The organism is Amycolatopsis sp. NPDC005961 (genome assembly GCF_040629235.1).
GTDB lineage: Bacteria > Actinomycetota > Actinomycetes > Mycobacteriales > Pseudonocardiaceae > Amycolatopsis > Amycolatopsis camponoti.
Window position 1 is genome coordinate 317,177 of record NZ_JBEXVF010000001.1, and the last position, 16,482, is coordinate 333,658.

17 protein-coding genes are annotated in these 16,482 nt (G+C 71.5%); 8 read left to right on the forward strand and 9 right to left on the reverse strand.

Annotation, left to right across the window (positions count from 1 at the left end; genetic code table 11):
* Position 1: 1 nt before the first annotated feature.
* Positions 2-829, forward strand: a complete 828-nt coding sequence (locus ABZ342_RS01615) for a haloalkane dehalogenase (protein WP_360468121.1) — start codon at positions 2-4, stop codon at positions 827-829.
* 1 nt (position 830) lies between these two features.
* Here ABZ342_RS01615 and ABZ342_RS01620 read toward each other — a convergent pair whose 3' ends face one another.
* The 4 genes from ABZ342_RS01620 to ABZ342_RS01635 are packed head-to-tail and all read right to left on the reverse strand — an operon-like array spanning position 831 to position 4,192.
* Positions 831-1,457, reverse strand: a complete 627-nt coding sequence (locus tag ABZ342_RS01620) for a TetR family transcriptional regulator (RefSeq protein ID WP_155545914.1) — start codon at positions 1,455-1,457, stop codon at positions 831-833.
* 1 nt (position 1,458) lies between these two features.
* The gene (locus ABZ342_RS01625) at positions 1,459-2,613 is read right to left on the reverse strand and encodes an FAD-dependent oxidoreductase (RefSeq protein WP_360468122.1); all 1,155 of its coding nucleotides are present in this window, start codon (positions 2,611-2,613) and stop codon (positions 1,459-1,461) included.
* Positions 2,610-2,798, reverse strand: coding sequence for a ferredoxin (locus ABZ342_RS01630; protein ID WP_360468123.1), 189 nt, complete (start codon positions 2,796-2,798; stop codon positions 2,610-2,612). Before ABZ342_RS01630 ends, ABZ342_RS01625 begins: the two co-directional genes overlap by 4 nt.
* Positions 2,798-4,192, reverse strand: a complete 1,395-nt coding sequence (locus ABZ342_RS01635) for a fatty acid desaturase (protein WP_360468124.1) — start codon at positions 4,190-4,192, stop codon at positions 2,798-2,800. The genes ABZ342_RS01630 and ABZ342_RS01635 overlap by 1 nt, the downstream gene beginning before the upstream one ends.
* A gap of 768 nt (positions 4,193-4,960) precedes the next feature.
* Here ABZ342_RS01635 and ABZ342_RS01640 point away from each other — a divergent pair.
* The 7 genes from ABZ342_RS01640 (at position 4,961) to ABZ342_RS01670 (ending at position 11,510) form a co-directional block, all read left to right on the forward strand.
* Positions 4,961-7,363: an ATP-binding protein gene (locus ABZ342_RS01640; protein ID WP_360468125.1), complete on the forward strand. Its 2,403-nt coding sequence runs from the start codon at positions 4,961-4,963 to the stop codon at positions 7,361-7,363.
* Between the two features lie 52 nt (positions 7,364-7,415).
* The gene (locus tag ABZ342_RS01645) at positions 7,416-7,841 is read left to right on the forward strand and encodes a roadblock/LC7 domain-containing protein (RefSeq protein WP_360468126.1); all 426 of its coding nucleotides are present in this window, start codon (positions 7,416-7,418) and stop codon (positions 7,839-7,841) included.
* Positions 7,838-8,209 carry a DUF742 domain-containing protein gene (locus tag ABZ342_RS01650; RefSeq protein WP_155545908.1) on the forward strand — a complete coding sequence of 124 codons (372 nt, stop codon included), beginning with the start codon at positions 7,838-7,840 and terminating at the stop codon, positions 8,207-8,209. Before ABZ342_RS01645 ends, ABZ342_RS01650 begins: the two co-directional genes overlap by 4 nt.
* Complete coding sequence (locus ABZ342_RS01655) at positions 8,190-8,780, forward strand: ATP/GTP-binding protein (RefSeq protein ID WP_196425573.1); 591 nt, start codon at positions 8,190-8,192, stop codon at positions 8,778-8,780. Before ABZ342_RS01650 ends, ABZ342_RS01655 begins: the two co-directional genes overlap by 20 nt.
* A 286-nt stretch (positions 8,781-9,066) precedes the next feature.
* A complete protein-coding gene (locus ABZ342_RS01660; protein ID WP_360468127.1) occupies positions 9,067-10,023 on the forward strand; it encodes a hypothetical protein in 957 nt (318 codons plus the stop codon).
* A gap of 48 nt (positions 10,024-10,071) precedes the next feature.
* Positions 10,072-10,701, forward strand: coding sequence for a hypothetical protein (locus tag ABZ342_RS01665; RefSeq protein ID WP_155545907.1), 630 nt, complete (start codon positions 10,072-10,074; stop codon positions 10,699-10,701).
* Positions 10,698-11,510, forward strand: coding sequence for a hypothetical protein (locus tag ABZ342_RS01670; protein ID WP_155545906.1), 813 nt, complete (start codon positions 10,698-10,700; stop codon positions 11,508-11,510). Before ABZ342_RS01665 ends, ABZ342_RS01670 begins: the two co-directional genes overlap by 4 nt.
* On the opposite strand, the gene ABZ342_RS01675 is transcribed toward ABZ342_RS01670, so the two are convergent.
* The 5 genes from ABZ342_RS01675 to ABZ342_RS01695 form a co-directional block, all read right to left on the reverse strand.
* A complete protein-coding gene (locus ABZ342_RS01675) occupies positions 11,507-13,789 on the reverse strand; it encodes a LuxR C-terminal-related transcriptional regulator (RefSeq protein ID WP_360468128.1) in 2,283 nt (760 codons plus the stop codon). The genes ABZ342_RS01670 and ABZ342_RS01675 overlap by 4 nt on opposite strands.
* Before the next feature lie 65 nt (positions 13,790-13,854).
* Positions 13,855-14,313, reverse strand: a complete 459-nt coding sequence (locus ABZ342_RS01680; RefSeq protein WP_230862749.1) for a hypothetical protein — start codon at positions 14,311-14,313, stop codon at positions 13,855-13,857.
* A 149-nt stretch (positions 14,314-14,462) separates the two neighbouring features.
* A complete protein-coding gene (locus ABZ342_RS01685) occupies positions 14,463-15,341 on the reverse strand; it encodes an RNA polymerase sigma-70 factor (RefSeq protein WP_360468129.1) in 879 nt (292 codons plus the stop codon).
* Positions 15,338-15,700: a DoxX family protein gene (locus tag ABZ342_RS01690; RefSeq protein ID WP_360468130.1), complete on the reverse strand. Its 363-nt coding sequence runs from the start codon at positions 15,698-15,700 to the stop codon at positions 15,338-15,340. Before ABZ342_RS01690 ends, ABZ342_RS01685 begins: the two co-directional genes overlap by 4 nt.
* A 65-nt stretch (positions 15,701-15,765) precedes the next feature.
* A complete protein-coding gene (locus ABZ342_RS01695) occupies positions 15,766-16,281 on the reverse strand; it encodes a helix-turn-helix domain-containing protein (protein ID WP_360468131.1) in 516 nt (171 codons plus the stop codon).
* Positions 16,282-16,482: the final 201 nt, after the last annotated feature.

Sequence of the window (16,482 nt, forward strand, 5' to 3'; positions counted from 1 at the left end):
CATGGACCTCCACTACGAAGAGTCCGGCACCGGCACCCCGATCGTCTTCCTGCACGGCAACCCCGGCTCGTCGCACGGCTGGCGGAACATCCTCCCTCACGTCGGCGGCGGGCGGCTGCTCGCGCCCGACCTCATCGGGATGGGCCGCTCCGCCAAGCCCGACATCGCCTACTCCTTCGCCGACCACGCCGGCTACCTCGACGCCTGGTTCGACGCGCTCGGCCTGGACGACGTCGTCCTCGTCGGGCACGACTGGGGTGGCGCGCTCGCCTTCGACCACGCCGCGCGGCACCCGGGCCGCGTCCGCGGGGTGGCCTTCTTCGAGACGATCCTCAGGCCGATGGCCTGGGACGAGCTTTCGCCCCAGGCGGCCGAGCGCACGCGGAAGATCCGCACGCCCGGCGTCGGCGAAGAACTGGTCCTGGAGCAGAACCTGTTCGTGCGGCAGGCGTTCACCGGCGGGGTGCGCACACCGGTGGCCGATCTCGAGCCGTACCTCGCGCCGTTCCCGACGCCGGAGAGCCGGCGACCGATCCTCGCGTGGGCGCGCCAGCTGCCGATCGGCGGCGAGCCGGCCGAGCTGCTCCCCCGCATGGAGGCCTACGGCGAGTGGCTGAAGACCAGCGACGGCACACCGAAGCTGCTCATGACCTTCGAAGGCTCCCCCACGCTGCTCAGCGGCGAAAAGCTGGTGCGGTGGTGCCGGGAGAACATCGCCGCGCTCGACGTCGTCGCCTGCGGCGAAGCCGGGCACCACGCCCAGGAGGACCGGCCGAAGGAGATCGCCGCGGAGATCTCGGCCTGGCTGGACCGGCACGGCCTCCGCTGAGTCAGCGGTGCCGCAGCGGCGGGGTCGCGTCCACGCCGAGAACGCGGGCCGCGACCCACGCCAGCGCGTCCGCGGTGCGGGCCGGGGTGTCCGACGGCTGCATGACGTGGCTGAGGACCGTGCGGACGACCAGGTCGATCAGCACGCCGAGCCGCTCGCCCGAGAACGGCGGCCGATACGCCGCGACACGCTCGGTCAGCATCGCCTTCGCCTGGGTGAGCAGCAGGCCCGCGTCGGTGGTCAGCAGCGGGAGCAACTCGGGGGCGGTGCCGTGCGAGGCGGAGGCGATCGCGCGCAGCAGGAGGTTGTCGTCGGCCAGCTCGAGGACCGCGCGGACGGCGTCGTAGATCGCCTCGACCAGGTCGTCCTCGTGCCGGTCGAACGCGGCGCCGACGACGGTGAGGAACCGGTCGAGCTCGTGCGCGACCATCGCCTCGGCCAGCGCGGCCTTGGACCCGATCTCGTTGTAGACGGTCTGGCGGCTCACGCCGACGACCTCGGCCAGCCGCGCCATCGTGACCGACGGCCAGCCCGACCGCGCGGTCAGCTCGATCGCCGCGGTGATGATCGGCCGCCGGTGCTGACCCCCTTCGAGGGGGGCCGGGAGTGCGGCGCTCATGGTCGCCATCCTAGGCCGCGCCCGCGAAGGCCAGCGCCTCCGCCCAAGCGGCCCGGGCCGCGACGCGCCGACGGTACTTCATGATCTCGCGCGGGCGGTCGACGGTCAGCGCGCCGACGATCCGGTCGCCGCGGCGGTACAGCGTCACGCCGCCGGCGGACACCACTTCGTCGGCGCGCGGGGTGCCGACGAACTGGATCCGGTGGCCGTACCAGTCGGACCAGAAGTACGGTACGGCTTCGAGGGGCCGCGCCGACGCCGGGTCGAGCGCGTGGCGAGCGGCGGCCGCACCCTGCTCGGCCGCGTTCGTCCAGTGCTCCGGCCGCATCGGCTCGCCGTCGAACAGCGGGTTCGCCACGTGCGCGACGTCGCCCGCGGCGTAGACGCCCGGCGGTCCGGCGGACAGCGTTGCGTCGCACACCACGCCGCGGTCACGCTCGTGCAGCGTCAGCCCGCTGCCTTCGAGCCAGCCGGTGGCGGGCGCCGCACCGATCCCGGCGACCACGAGGTCCGCGGGCAGGACTTCGCCGGTGGCCAGCCGGACGCCGTCGGCGGTGACCCCGGAGACCTCGGCGGCGAGGCGCAGCTCGGTCCCCGCTTCGCGGTGGAGCGAGGTCAGTTCCGCGCCGGCCACCGCCCCGACGGCGCGGGCGAGCGGGACGGCCGACGCCTCGACGATCGTCACCGGCAGGTCGCGCTTGCGGGCCGCCGACGCGACTTCCGAGCCGATGAACCCGGCGCCGATCACGACCGTGCGCGCGCCGTCGTCCAGCGCCGCGCGCACCGCGACGGCGTCTTCGGCCGTCCGCAGCGTGCGCGCCCCGGGGAGGCTGCGCGCGGTCGCGCCGGTGGCGATGACGAGAGCGTCGTAACGCACGGCCGCGCCCGCGACAGTCACTTCGCGCGCTTCGGTGTCGAGACTTTCCGCCGGGGCACCCAGCCTCAGCTCGACGCCGAGTTCGTCCCGCAGCACGGTTTCCGGGTGGAACGGCGTCACCTCACCGGAACCGCCGGCGTCGAGGAACGCCTTCGACAGCGGCGGCCGGTCGTAGGGCAGGTGCTCCTCGGCACCGACCAGCACGATCCGGCCGCGGTACCCGGTGCGGCGCGCGGACTCCACCGCGCGCAGCCCCGCGAGCGACGCGCCGGCGACGACGAGGGTCACCGCAGCTTCAAGGCGTGAACGGGACAGGAGTCGACGGCCGCGGCCACGTCGGTCCGGTGTTCCTCGGCGGGACGCTCGTCGAGCACGACGACCGTGCCGTCGTCGCCCACCTCGAAGAAGTCCGGCGCCATCGCCTCGCACATGCCCAGGCCGTCGCACTTGCCGCGGTCCGCTTCGATCCGCATCACGCACCCACCCGGCCCGGCGCGACGAAGTCGACCTTCTCGCGCACGCCGCAGTCCGGGCAGCACCAGGAGTCCGGGATCGCCGACCACGGCGTGCCGGCCGGGAAGCCCTCGCGCGGGTCGCCGAGCTTCTCGTCGTAGACGTACCCGCAGCCCGGGCACATGCCGCCCTCGGTGGCGTCGCCGTGGAGGTCGGCCGTCTCGCGGACATCCCTCGTGACGCGGGTCCCGTAGCGCGCGAGGAGCTTGTCCCGCTTGCTCGGCTGGAGGTTGGCCCGGGAGAGGTCGCCGTCGAAGTGGGCGACCACGCGCGGGTCCATCACGCGGCGCCACACCGGCGGGACCAGCGCCAGCACGATCATCCCGGCGTACCCGGTGGGCAGCACCGGCGACTCGGCGAAGTCGCGCAGGGTCTGGTAGCGCCGCGTCGGGTTGGCGTGGTGGTCGCTGTGCCGCTGCAGGTGGTAGAGCAGGACGTTGGTGGCGATGTTGTTGGAGTTCCAGCTGTGGCTGGGATCCACGCGCTCGTAGCGGCGCTTCCCGGGCGCGCCGACGCGCTGCCGCAGCATGCCGTAGTGCTCCATGTAGTTGACGACCTCCAGCAGCGAGAAACCGACGACGGCCTGGATCACCAGGTACGGCAGGATGCCCACGCCGAGCCACGCGATCAGCGCGCCCCAGAGGACCGTCGACATCAGCCAGGCGTTGACGACGTCGTTGCCGAGGCGGTACGGGTGCTTGCCGCGGCGGGCGTAGCGCTTGCGCTCCAGGCGCCAGGCCGACTTCAGCGAGCCGAAGACCGTGCGCGGCCAGAAGCGGTAGAAGCTTTCGCCGACGCGGCTGCTCGCCGGGTCCTCCGGCGTCGCCACGCGGACGTGGTGGCCGCGGTTGTGCTCGATGTAGAAGTGGCCGTAGAAGCTCTGCGCCAGCGCGATCTTCGACAGCCAGCGCTCGTGGCTTTCCTTCTTGTGCCCCAGCTCGTGCGCGGTGTTGATGCCGATCCCGCCGATGCAGCCGATGGAGATCGCCAGCCCGACCTTGTCCACGACGGACAGGTCGCCCCGGGCGCAGAGCCAGAGGGCCGCGACGAAGCCGAGGTACTGGATCGGCAGGAACGCGAAGGTGATCCAGCGGTAGTAGCGGTCCTTCTCGAGCCGCTCGAGGACGTCGTCGGGCGGGTTCGTCCGGTCGAGGCCGGCGAGCAGGTCGACGAGCGGGACCACGACGAGGATGACGATCGGGCCGATCCAGAACCAGACGCCCCACCCGGTCGCGGCGTGCAGGCCGATGGCGAGGAACGCCAGGGACGGCACGACCAGGCCGATCAGCCACAGGTAGCGCTTTCGGTCGCGCCACTGCTCGGTCGACCCCGCGGGGATCGTTGCTCCGGTCATCGCACCCTCCTCCGTTGGCTGGTTTACAGAACCATAGAGGGTGTACAGCTCGATTGACAATAGCTAGTTCGATGTAAAGCTCACCGGGCGTGCGGGCGAACGACACTTCCCGTCCGCCCCGCGACCCGCCGCCGGGCTCACACCTGCGCCGACGTGCGCGGCCGGAACTCCGGCTCACGGCCGCAACCGCACGGCTCGCGACACCGGTGCCCGGCAGCGTCCCAGGCGTGCTTTCCGCTCCGGTGACACGGCACGCGGCCACCGGCCCGACCGCTTTTCCGCGAATGGCAAGGATTCCACGCCGACGGCACCGCATTCGTGACGAAGATCATCTCCGTTCCGGCCATCACGCAGCGTCGCCCGCGACCGTGTCACGGAGGCACTCCCAGGCAGCTGCCCTGCCCGTTTTTTCTCGTCCCCCGAACACCTCGGCGCGGCGAACCGGGCCAATTCACTTTCACCCGTTCGGCCCAGCGCGCAAGGACCGGAAATACCACTCGGCCCCGTTACCAGAGGAAATGGGAGTAACCGCCCGGACGCACTCGGTAAACACTGTTCAACAGCCGGCGGACAACCGTCCGGAGACCAGGCCAGGACCACCGCTCCTCAGTGGTTCGTGGTAAAAAACGGACCCTGATCGATTCCGCGGCAACACGGAGGGTGAGGCGAAGACGGGTGACGGCGGCAGCTGTGTCCCATCGTCGTGTCCGCTTCCTCGTCCGGGTCCCCGTTTTTCGCCGACCGTCACTCAGGAGTTCGTGAACCGCCGTGCAGAACAAAGACGCTCAGGACGAGTCGGACAAGCCGTACGACAAGTCGATCCGCAAAAGGCTGACCAGGACCGTTCTCATTCCCAGCGTGACCCTGCTGGTGCTGTGGATCGCGGTCTCCTCCTACTTCCTCTTCAACGGCGTCTACGTCCGGCTGGTCGCGGCGTCCGTGCGCGAGGTGTCGATCCCCGCCGCCACCGCGCTGGCCGAGTTCCAGAAGGAACGCCAGACCGCGCTGCAGTACCTCGACGACCCGGCGCTCGGCCCGGGCCGGCTCCAGGTGCAGCAGCGGGCGACCGACGAAAAGCTCGGCGCGCTGCAGAGCGCGTTCGCCGCGACCATCTCCAACGCGCCGGACGAGATCGCGGCCAAGGTCAACGCCCTGAAGTCCCAGTTCGACCAGCTGCCCGTGCTGCGCTCGCAGATCAGCTTCCGCAGCATCGACCGCGCGCAGGTCAACAACTACTACAACGGCGTGATGGACACGGCGTCGAACCTCTTCGACACCCAGGCCCGCGTCGTCCCCGACTCCGAAGCCGCCACCGGCGGCATCACCGCGACCTCGGTGTTCCGCGCCGGTGACGCCATGTCGCGCGAGACGTCGCTCGTGTCGACGGCCTTCTCCGCCGGCACCTTCGCACCCGACGACTTCGCCCAGTTCGCGCAGCTGTCCGGGACCTACCGGACCCAGCTCGCGCAGATCGAGCCGTTCCTCGATCCCGGTGTCCGCACCCGGTACCAGGCGCTGACCAAGAGCACCGCCTGGCAGCAGCTGGCCACCGCCGAGGTGGCGATCGTCAAGCACGGCCCGTGGTCGCCGAGCGAGCAGAACTCCGTCCCCGTGTCCGAAACGGACTGGCAGAACGCGACCACCCAGGTCGCCCAGGGCCTCAACGACCTCGCCATCACCCAGGCGGACAAGGTTTCCGCGGCCGCGATCGACTCCGGGGACGCCCAGCTGCGCAACGTGATCATCGGCAGCATCCTGGCGCTGCTCGCGTCGCTGGCGGCGATCATCGTCGCGGTGCGGGTGTCCCGCTCGCTCGTCGACCGCGCCCTGATGACGCGCCTCGCGCGGCTGCGCAACGACTCGCTCGACCTCGCCCGCAACCGCCTGCCGGACATCGTGGCGCGGCTGAAGAACGGCGAAGCCGTCGACCTCAAGGAAGAGCTCCCGCAGCTCGACCACGGCCGCGACGAGATCGGCCAGGTGGCCGAGGCGTTCAACACCGCCCAGCTGACCGCCGTCAACGCCGCCGCGAGCGAAGCGAAAGCGCGCAGCGGCGTGCACAACGTGTTCCTCGGCATCGCGCACCGCAACCAGGTCCTGGTCCACCAGCAGCTGCAGATCCTCGACGAGATGGAAGCCCGCGAAGACAACTCGACGCAGCTGGCCTCGCTGTTCCAGCTCGACCACCTCGCCGCCCGCGCCCGCCGCACCACCGAGAACCTGATCATCCTCGGCGGCAAGCAGCCGGGCCGCCGCTGGCGCAAGCCGGTGGCGCTGATGGAGGTCCTGCGCGCGGCCGTCTCGGAAACCGAGCAGTACGCGCGGGTCCAGGTCGAGCAGGTACCCGACGTCGCGATCGTCGGCGCCGCGGTGGCCGACACCATCCACCTCGTCGCCGAGCTGGTCGACAACGCCACGTCGTTCTCGCCGCCCGGGTCCCCGGTCGAGGTCACCAGCCGCGCGGTCGCGCGCGGGATCGTCGTCGACGTGTCGGACCAGGGTCTCGGCATGAAGGACGGCGTCCGCGAGTGGGCCAACGCGATGATGGCCGAGGCACCCGAGTTCGACGCGATGGCCCTGCGGGCCGACTCCAGCCTCGGCCTGTTCGTGGTCGCGCGGCTGGCGGCGAAGCTCGGCATGACCGTCACGTTCGACCCGTCCCGCTACGGCGGTCTCCGGGCCACCGTGCTCATCCCGTCCCAGCACCTGGCCGGCCAGCAGGAGAACCTCCCCGAGCCCGGCACCTCGCCGGCGGAGACCACCGCGGTCCTCGCCCCGGTCGGCGCACCCGCCGCGCAGGCGGCGGACAGCTCCCTGGACTCGCCCAGCTCGTTCACCGGCCAGATCCCGATGAAGCGAGAAGCCAAGCCGAGGCCGTACCCGGCACGCGCGCTCACCTCGCCCGACCCGGCGCCCGACCCGCTGCCCGCCGTGCCGGCCGCCGCGCCACCGGCGGCTCCGGAGCCGCCGTCGCCCTCCGCCGGACCGACGGGCGACGACCGGCCGCGGCTGCCCCGGCGCGAACCCCAGCAGAACCTCGTCGCCCAGCTCGAAACCGAACCCGACGAAAGCGACGACGTCGTCGCGCCCGGAGAGGGGACCGCGCGCACGCTCGCGGCGTTCCACAAGGGCACGCGCCGGGGCCGGGGCGGGCCGGACGACGATGCCTAGTCCGCGACAGCACACAGGAAAGTCCTTAGAGGAAAGTCAAGGTCTCTGACGCATGAACGAGTACGGGAACCCCAAACCCGATCTCAACTGGCTGCTCGACGACGTGGTCAGCCGCGTGGTCGGCGCGCAGAACGCCATCGTGCTGTCCGCCGACGGGCTGCTGATCGGCAAGTCGGCCGGCATGGGCAAGGACGACTCCGACCAGCTGTCGGCCATCGCCTCCAGCCTGCAGAGCCTGGCCAAGGGGGTGAGCAAGCAGTTCAACCGCGGACCGGTCCTGCAGAACATGATCGAGATGGAGCGCGGCTACCTGTTCGTCTCGGCCGCCGGCGCGGGCGCTTGCCTCGCCGTGCTGGCGGCGGACAACGTCGACGTCGAGATGATCGCCTACGAGATGAGCCGGCTGGTCAAGCGGGTCGGGGACTACATGGTGTCGGCGCCGCGCGAGGCGGCGCAGATCCTGCGGGAGGCCACATGAGCACCGACGAAGGCTGGTACGACGAGGCCGCCGGGCCGCTCGTGCGGCCGTACACGATCACCAGCGGCCGGACGCCATCGGACGCGGCGCGGCTCGACCTGTCGACGCAGGTGATGACCCTGCGCACGGAGCAGGAGCCGGTCGGGCTGGGCCCGGAGCACGTGGCGATCGTGCAGCTGTGCCGCCACCCGGTCTCGGTCGCCGAGATCGCCGTCTACGTGAAGATCCCGCTCGGGGTCGTGCGCGTGCTCGTCGGCGACCTGATCGAACGCGGCCTCGTGATCACGCGCTCCCCCACCCACAATCCGGCGCAGTCGCCGGACCTCGAAACTCTGCAGGCGGTTCTCGATGGCCTCATCAAGTACTGACGGGACCGGGGCCGACCTGGTCCCCACGCCGGTCAAGATCATCGTCGCGGGCGGCTTCGGCGCGGGCAAGACGACCATGGTCGGCTCGGTCAGCGAGATCCCGCCGCTGACCACCGAGGAGGTGCTCACCGAGGCGAGCGCCGGGGTGGACGACCTGTCCGGCGTGGAGCGCAAGACCACCACGACGGTCGCGCTCGACTTCGGCCGGATCACGATCTCGCCGCGGCACGTGCTGTACCTGTTCGGGACGCCGGGCCAGGCGCGCTTCTGGTTCATGTGGGACGACCTCGCGCGCGGGGCGATCGGGACGATCGTGCTCGTCGACACGCGGCGCCTCGAGACCAGCTTCGCGGCCATCGACTTCTTCGAGCGCCGGAAGATCCCGTTCGTCGTCGCGGTGAACTGCTTCGACGCCGCACCGCGCTACACCGCCGACGAGATCCGCGAGGCCCTCGTCGTCCCGGATCGGGTGCCGATCGTCATGTGTGACGCGCGTGACAGGGATTCCAGCAAGCTCGCGCTGATCCGGCTCGTCAAGCACGCGATGACGGTGGTGCCGGTGCGGGTCTGAGACCTGCGCTTTGTCCGCTCCCTGTCCGGTCCGGACAGCGCCGGTGTCCGATGTGTCCGAGCGTGTCCACCTCGGACACCGGCAAACCCACATGGCCCAATTGGTTGGACCACCCGGGTGCAGCTTTTTAGTTGAGCAAGCATCAAACTGATAGCATCCGCACGTGACGATTCACGTGCCAAAGTTTCCTGAATATATAAGGGAAAACTACCCGGCACAGGGTCGTCTCTTCGGTGACTTCCTGTGCGGGCTCTGGGCTACCGCGTGTGAGGCGCTCGAGATCCCGGTGGCGCAGTCCGTCCGGACCACGCGGATGCTGCGCGCGCTGCTGCCGCCGTGGTCGCACGAGCGGATCGGGACCGTGCCCGCCGAGCCGTCCTATGTGGCGGACGACGGGTTCCCGGCCGAGATGTCGGTGAACTGGTCCGGGCGGCACCCGGAGCTGCGTGTGCTGTTCGACAGCCTCGGCCACGACACGGGCCCTCCCGCGGAGAGCGGTTTCCGCAGGCTGCAAGGGGTGCACGAGATCTTCACCCCGCGCGGGGGCCGTCCGTCGCCCGCTCCCCTGTGGCACTCCATCGCCTGGCGCCCGCCGTCACGGATCTTCCACAAGACCTACTTCGGGCTCTACCCGTGGCCGCACGCCCAGCGCGAAGCGGCCGTCGCCGAAGCGATGGCCCGGCTCGGCATGGCGGACGCGTGGGACGCCACCCGGCGTGCGGTCGAAACCATCGAGGGCACGCGGGAAATCGAATTCTTCGCGGTGGACCTGGCCGACGAGGACGAGGCCCGGGTGAAGGTCTACTACCGCAACCACGGCGCCGGCCTCGCCGAGGTGAACCGCGTCGCCTCGGTGGCGCTGCGCCACGACGCCGACGACGCGCGCGCCGCCTACCGGACCCTGGCCGGCGACCGGGAAGACGCCGGTGAAGCGGCTCTGAGCTGCTTCGCTTTCCGGTCCGGCCGGGACCGGGCCGCCGAGTCCACGACCTACCTGCGCCTGCCCGATCTCGCGGCCAGTGACGAAGAAGCCGTCGAGCGCACCGCGGCACTGCTGCACCGCGAAGGCGTCGACCCGGGACGCTTCCGCCTCCTCACCGCCGCGCTGGCCCCGGGACCGCTGTCCACGACGCACGTCCTCGAGCTGGTGAGCTATCGCACAGCGGGCCGGCGCGGCGACGTCACCACGTACTTCCGGTTCCCCGTGTACGACCGCTCTCTCACGCCTGTTGATCTTGCTTGATGCGCCAGGAAAGATGATCTCCCGCAGCACCACGGTAAGGAGCCGATCGTGACCCAGCAGGACGTCGAGCGCGTGGCCCGCCACAACGAGCAGCGGCAACAGGAGTACGCAGCGTCGGACCTGATCCGGCTGCTGACCGACGCGAACACCACCGACGACACGAAGAAGGCGGTGCTCACGTACTTGCAGCCGTGGTCCAACGCCTTCCAGCGGATGATCAGCGCGCGCGTCACCTTCGAAAGCGACCCGGAACTGCGGGCGCTGGCCCTGGAGCACCAGGAGGAGGAGATCGGGCACGACAAGATCCTGGCCCGCAGCCGCGCGGACGACCGGCAGCTGGTCTGGGACCCGGTGATCGAAGCGGGCGCGTCGTGGTTCGTCGACCAGTTCGGGATCCTGCCCGGCGTGCAGCGTGCGGTGCTCGCGCACCTGGCCCTCGAAGCGGGCAGCCTGGTGTTCAGCCAGGCGGGCACGCGGGCGTTCCCGTCCGACGAATACTTCGACCTGCACGACGAAGCCGACGTCGAGCACCTCGAGATGGGCTACGAACTGCTGCGCCGCCGCAAGGACTGGACGGTCGAGGCCGTCGTCGAGGTGCTGGACCGGGCGTGGCAGGTGATCGGTGTCGTCTCCGACCGCATCGCCGAGTGCGCCCGCCGCGCTACGGTGGCGGCATGACCACCACCGATCCGGCTTCGGCCGCCCGCGAAATCGCCGCCGAAGCCGCCCGCGCGTACCAGGAAGCGTTGGGAGAGCGCCTGATCGGCGCGTACCTGCTCGGCAGCCTGTCCTACGGCGGCTACGCCCCGGCGGCGAGCGACATCGACCTGGCGCTGGTGCTGACGGACGCCGACGGCTCGTCGATCGCGGACACGACCGCGGCGCTGCAGGAGCGGAGTCCGTTGCACCGCAAGCTGTCGGTGTTCTGGGCGTCGCTGCCGGCGTTGCGTGAAGGCCGCGACGACGGCCGCTTCCCGGCGCTGGACCGCCTGCAGCTGGCCGACCACGGCGTCGTCCTGCTCGGCTCGGACGTCCTCGCGGAGATCGCCCGCCCGGCCGCGTCGGAGCTGCTGCTGGAGAGCGCTTCCTTCGCCATCGCAGTCCTGGCCACGCCCGAGGTGACCGCGGAGTTCCGCGAGCCGCGCCGGCTGCTGGTGGACACGGTGTGGTTCACGAAGGCGGTGCTGTTCCCGGTCCGCTTCCTGTACTCGGGAACGCTCGCCTCCGGTCGCGCGGCGAACAACGACGAAGCGATCGAGTGGTACCTGTCCCGGCCGGACGCCCCGGCGAAGTCGCTGGTACAGCTGGCTTTGCGGGTCCGCGAGGGGCATCCGCTGGACGCGGACGAGCTGCGCCCGGAGCTGGCGGCGGGGCTCGTTCCGCTGTACCGGTACTACATCGAGGACCAGCTGCGGCAGCTGAAGGAGGTCGACGCGCCCGCCGACCTGGTGGCGGCGTTCGCCGACTGGGACGAGCGGCTCGGCTAGAACCGCGAGGCCCAGGCGGCCACCTGGCTCCGCGAGCCGAACTCCAGCTTCCGCAGGATCCGGTTCACGTGTCCCTCGGCCGTCCGGCGGGAGATCACCAGCTTGTCGGCGATCTCCTGGTTGGAGAAGCCGTCCGCGATGAGCAGCGCCACCTCGTGCTCCCGGTCCGTCAGCGGCGTCGACCGTGACGGGCCGGGCGCCGGTGACGGCGTCGCGTCCCCCAGCGCGTAGGCGATCGCTTCCTCCAGGCCGAATTCGCGCCCCCGGCGGAAGGCCGCGTCGAACGGGCCCTCCCCCAGCCCCCGGCGGGCCTGCGTCTCACACTCTCCGTGCGGGGCGCCGAAATACCGCGAACCGAACATCGGGAACCCGACCGCCTGCCAGATCGGCTGGGCGGACCCGAGCATCGTCGCCGCCGGTTCCCAGCGGCCGCGGGCGGCTTCGTTCCAGGCCAGCACCTCGATCGCCAGCACGATGCCCAGCAGGTCGTGGAACTTCCGCTTGACGCGCAGGCAGTGCCGCCCGTGCTCGGCCGCCCGCGCGAAGTCGCCGCGGGCCATGGCGACCAAGGCCTGCACGAAGATCGCGTAAGCCTGCGCCCACTGCTCGCCGTGGGCGACGCCGGTCGCGCACGCCTCCTCGCACAGCTCGCCCGCGCGGTCGAGGTCGCCCAGGAAGATCGACGCGACCGCCAGCTCGATGCCGGCCAGCATCACGTTGCTGTTGAGCTCGCCGAGCTGCCGGTAGCGGGCCTGGGCCTCCTCGAAGAGCGCCTTCGCGTCGCCGACGTCGTCACCGACCAGCAGGTTGCAGCCGAGCCGGTGCGTCGCGTACGCCAGCGCCACGTCGTCGCCGGTCTGCCGGGCGTAGGAGCGGCACTCCTCCAGCATCGCGACCGCGCCGGCGTTGTCGCCCTGCAACGTCGCGACGTACCCGTTGACCCACAACGCCTTCGCGCGTTCCCCGCTCGGCTCGGGCGAAAGCGCGAGCGCGCGGTCGAGCCAGTGGCGGCCTTCGCCGAACACCCCGCAGCCCGCCCAGTAGAACCAGAGCGTCGCGGCGAGCCGGAGACCGGTTTCGAGCTCGCCCGCCACCGTCAGGCTGTAGTCCAGCGCGGCCCGCAGGTTCGCGTGCTCCAGCCGGGTCCGGCGGAAGGTGTCCGCCTGCTCCGGGCCGAACCACTCCCGTTCGCTGCGCACCGCGAGGTCGAGGTAGTGGTCGCGCATGGACCGCCGGACGGCGTCCGCTTCCCCGGACGCGGTCAGCTTGTCCCGGCCGAACTGCCGCAGCGGCTCCAGCAGGCGGAACCGCCCGGCTTCGCGGATCAGCACCGACTTCTCGACGAGCCCGGCGAGCCCGGCCCCGACGTCGTCACCCGCGCAGACGCGCTCGGCCGCCGGCAGGTCGAAGCCGCCGGCGAACACCGACACCCGGGCCCACAGGCGCCGCTCGGCCGGGCTGCACAGCCGGAAGCTCCAGTCGACGGCGGCCAGGAGCGTCTGGTGCCGGGCTTCACCGCCCCGCTTCACCGTGCCCGGCAGCCGGAAGCAGTCGCTCAGCCCGGACTCCAGCTCCGCCAGCGTCAGCACCCGCAGCCGCACGGCCGCCAGCTCGATCGCCAGCGGGATGCCGGCCAGCAGCCGGCACACCCGCGCCACCTGCTCCTGGTTCTCCGCAGTGACGGCGAACCCCGGGTCGACGGCGGCCGCGCGCTCGGCGAACAGCGTCAGCGCCGGGTAACGCAGCCAGGCCCCGCCGGGCAGCCGGCGGCCGGGTTCCGGCAGCGGCAGCGGGGACACCGGCCAGAGGTGCTCGGCGGCCAGCGCGAGCCGCTCCCGGCTGGTCGCGAGCAGGCGCAGGCCGGGCGCGGCCCGCAGCAGGTCGTGCGCCAGCGCGGCGCAGGGTGCGAGGACGTGCTCGCAGTTGTCCAGGATCACCAGCAGCCGCCGGTCCCGCAGGTGCTCGGCCAGCACCCGCGCCGGCGCCCGGCCGGTTTCGTCGTGGACGCCGAGTGCTTCGAGCACGGTGTGCGCGACGAGCGCGGGGTCCTGCAGCCCGGCGAGCTCGACCAGCCAGACACCGTCGGGGAACGCGCGGGCCAACCCGGCGGCGGTCTGCACGGCCAGCCGCGTCTTGCCGACACCGCCCACGCCGGTCAGCGTGACCAGCCGGGCCCGCGTCAGCAGGTGCTTGACCTCGGCCACCTCCGACCTGCGTCCCACGAAGCTCGTGGTCTCCGCGGGCAGGTTGCCCCTCCCCGTCACGCCGGTCTTCCCCACCCGTGCACCGTAAATACGACCGCGCGGAACGGTCAATGCGGACCCCTCGGAGGAAGCAACCGCGCTCAAGCGTCGGGGAGGCCGTACAGCGTCGGCGCGTCGCCGCCGTGCATGGCGGAGAGGCTGGTGCGGCAGGCCTGGCGGACCTCCCGGTTGGCCGCCGAGCCGGCCTGGCCGCAGCGCGGGCAGTACAGGTGGACGGCACCGGGTGGCGTCTCGTCGACGGCGACGTCCACCGGGCACTCGCAGCGGCGGCACCACCGGTGGCCGGTGACCACGAGGACGTGCAGCGGGTTGCCCACGCACTGGTGCGCCCAGCACCGGTGGACGTAGCAGGTGCTGCGGGTGTGCGGGTTGAGGCCGTGCTCTTCCGCGGAGTCCTCGGCGGCCAGGATGGCGGCGAGCCGCCGGTCGTCGAGGTCGGCGTAGCGCTCTCGCGAACCCGAGGTGGCCGGTCGCGGCTCCGGGACGCTCGCGGGGGCATCGACGACCCGGAGGAGGGGACGCGACCGGCCGTGCACCATGGGTTTTCCGACCTCCTGCGGTCATCGGGGGCCGCACCAGCTTGCGCCGGGGCACGCGCCGCCACACCCGTACAAGTACCTGACTCCATACCTGTCCGCCCTCACGTGCCGCGCCCGGAGGACTACTGTCCGCCGTCACCGGGCGCGGGTCACCGCAGGGTCAGCGGGGTTTCCGACTCGACGTGGGTCAGCTTCTCCGGGTTGCGCACGTAGTACAGGCCGGTGATCCGGCCGCCCTCGACGCGGGCCGCCATGATGCCGTCCAGCTCGCCGTCCAGGTGCAGGAGCAGGCCCGGGTTGCCGTTGACGACCGTGGGCACGCTGGTGAGCTTCGCTTCGGTGCGGGCGATGCCGCCGAGGACGAAACGGACGATCTTGTCGGCGCCGACGACCGGGCGCAGGGCCGCCTGCTTGACGCCGCCCCCGTCGCTCATCAGGACCACGTCCGGGGCGAGGACGTCGAGCAGGCCCTGCAGGTCCCGGGTTTCCAGCGCCCGGCGGAACGACTCCAGCGCGGCGCGGGTGTCGCGCGCCGAGACCGTCTCGCGCGGGCGGCGGGCGTCGACGTGCTTGCGGGCGCGGTGCGCGATCTGGCGGACGGCGGCCGGGGTCTTGCCGACGGCGTTGGCGATCTCGTCGTAGCCGAAGTCGAAGACCTCCCGCAGCACGAACACCGCGCGCTCGGTCGGCGTCAGCGTCTCGAGAACGAGCATGAGCGCCATCGAGACGCTCTCGGCGAGTTCGACGTCCTCGGCGACGTCGGGCGCGGTGAGCAGCGGCTCGGGCAGCCAGGGCCCGACATACGCTTCCCGGCGGCGCTTCACCGTGCGCAGCCGGTTGAGCGACAGGCGCGTCGTGATGCGGACCAGGTAGGCGCGCTGGTCGCGCACCTGCCCGAGGTCGATGTCGGCCCAGCGCAGCCAGGTCTCCTGCAGGACGTCCTCCGCGTCGGCCGCCGAGCCGAGCATCTCGTAGGCGACGGTGAAGAGCAGGTTGCGGTGGGCGACGAAGGCTTCGGTCGCGGTCATGAACGACCCCAGGCGACGAAAGCGGCGATGGCGAGGTACGTCAGGTTCAGCGCGACGAACTTGGCTTCGCCGTGCCGCAGGTGGGTGACCATGGCCCCGATCATGAGCAGCACCCAGCAGGCGGCGGTCACCGGGACCAGGACGGGCGCGATGCCGAGCGCGGCGGGCAGGATCAGGCCGGCGGCGGCCAGCAGTTCGAGAACGCCGAGCGTCTTGACGAAACCGGCGCTGCGTTCGCCGGTCCACTGCCCGCCGGGGGCCGCGGCGAGTTTCGCCTGCGGCACGAACGTCTTGCTCACGCCCCCGGTCAGGGCGACGGCGGCGAGCAGCCCGGCGGCGATCCAGAGTGCGATTTCCATGAGGTCTCCTTCAGTCGGCCTCAAGACACCTCGTTCGCCGTGGCTGTGACAGGGCATGACGCGGGTCACACCGGCCGGGTGACCGGTTCCAGCAGGCGGCGCGGGGTGTTGATCGCGACCGAGACCGGGTCGGGGGTGCCGGGCCGGTGCTCGTAGCCGGGACCCGGCTCGATGCGGATCTCCGGGACCGGCACCAGCGCACCGCACTCCTCGCAGCGGCCGTCCTGGTCGAGGCGGCCGCCATCCTCGTCGTGGCGGGTGGTGCGCTTCTCGCCGGCCGGGGAGTAGTACGCGTCGCCCCAGCCCATCAGCGCCCGCACGATCGGCCAGAGCGCGACGCCCTTCTCCGTCAGCCGGTACCCGCCGTCGTCGTCGCGGACCAGGACGTCCTCCTGCACCAGGGACTTCAGCCGCGTGGTCAGGACCGCGCGCGGGATCCCGAGCTGCGTGGCGAAGTCGCCGAACCGCCGGACGCCGAAGAAGGCGTCGCGGACGATCATCAGCGTCCACCGCTCGCCGACGACCTCCAGGGAGCGCGCCAAGGAGCAGTTGCGGTCCGCGTAGGTGCTGGGGAGAGCCATGTCCCCAGCGTACACGGAGTAGTTCGTTCATTGAACCGACTCGTGCTACGGTGACGTAGTTCAGTGAATGAACTGCCTTCAGGAGGGTCCCGTGTACCAGTTCCTCGTCTCCTTCACGGTTTGCGACTTCGCCCGCCTGGCCGCGCGCGACTCCCTCGCGAACGAGCCCGGCTCCCGCAGCACCCCCGTCGGCGACCGGGT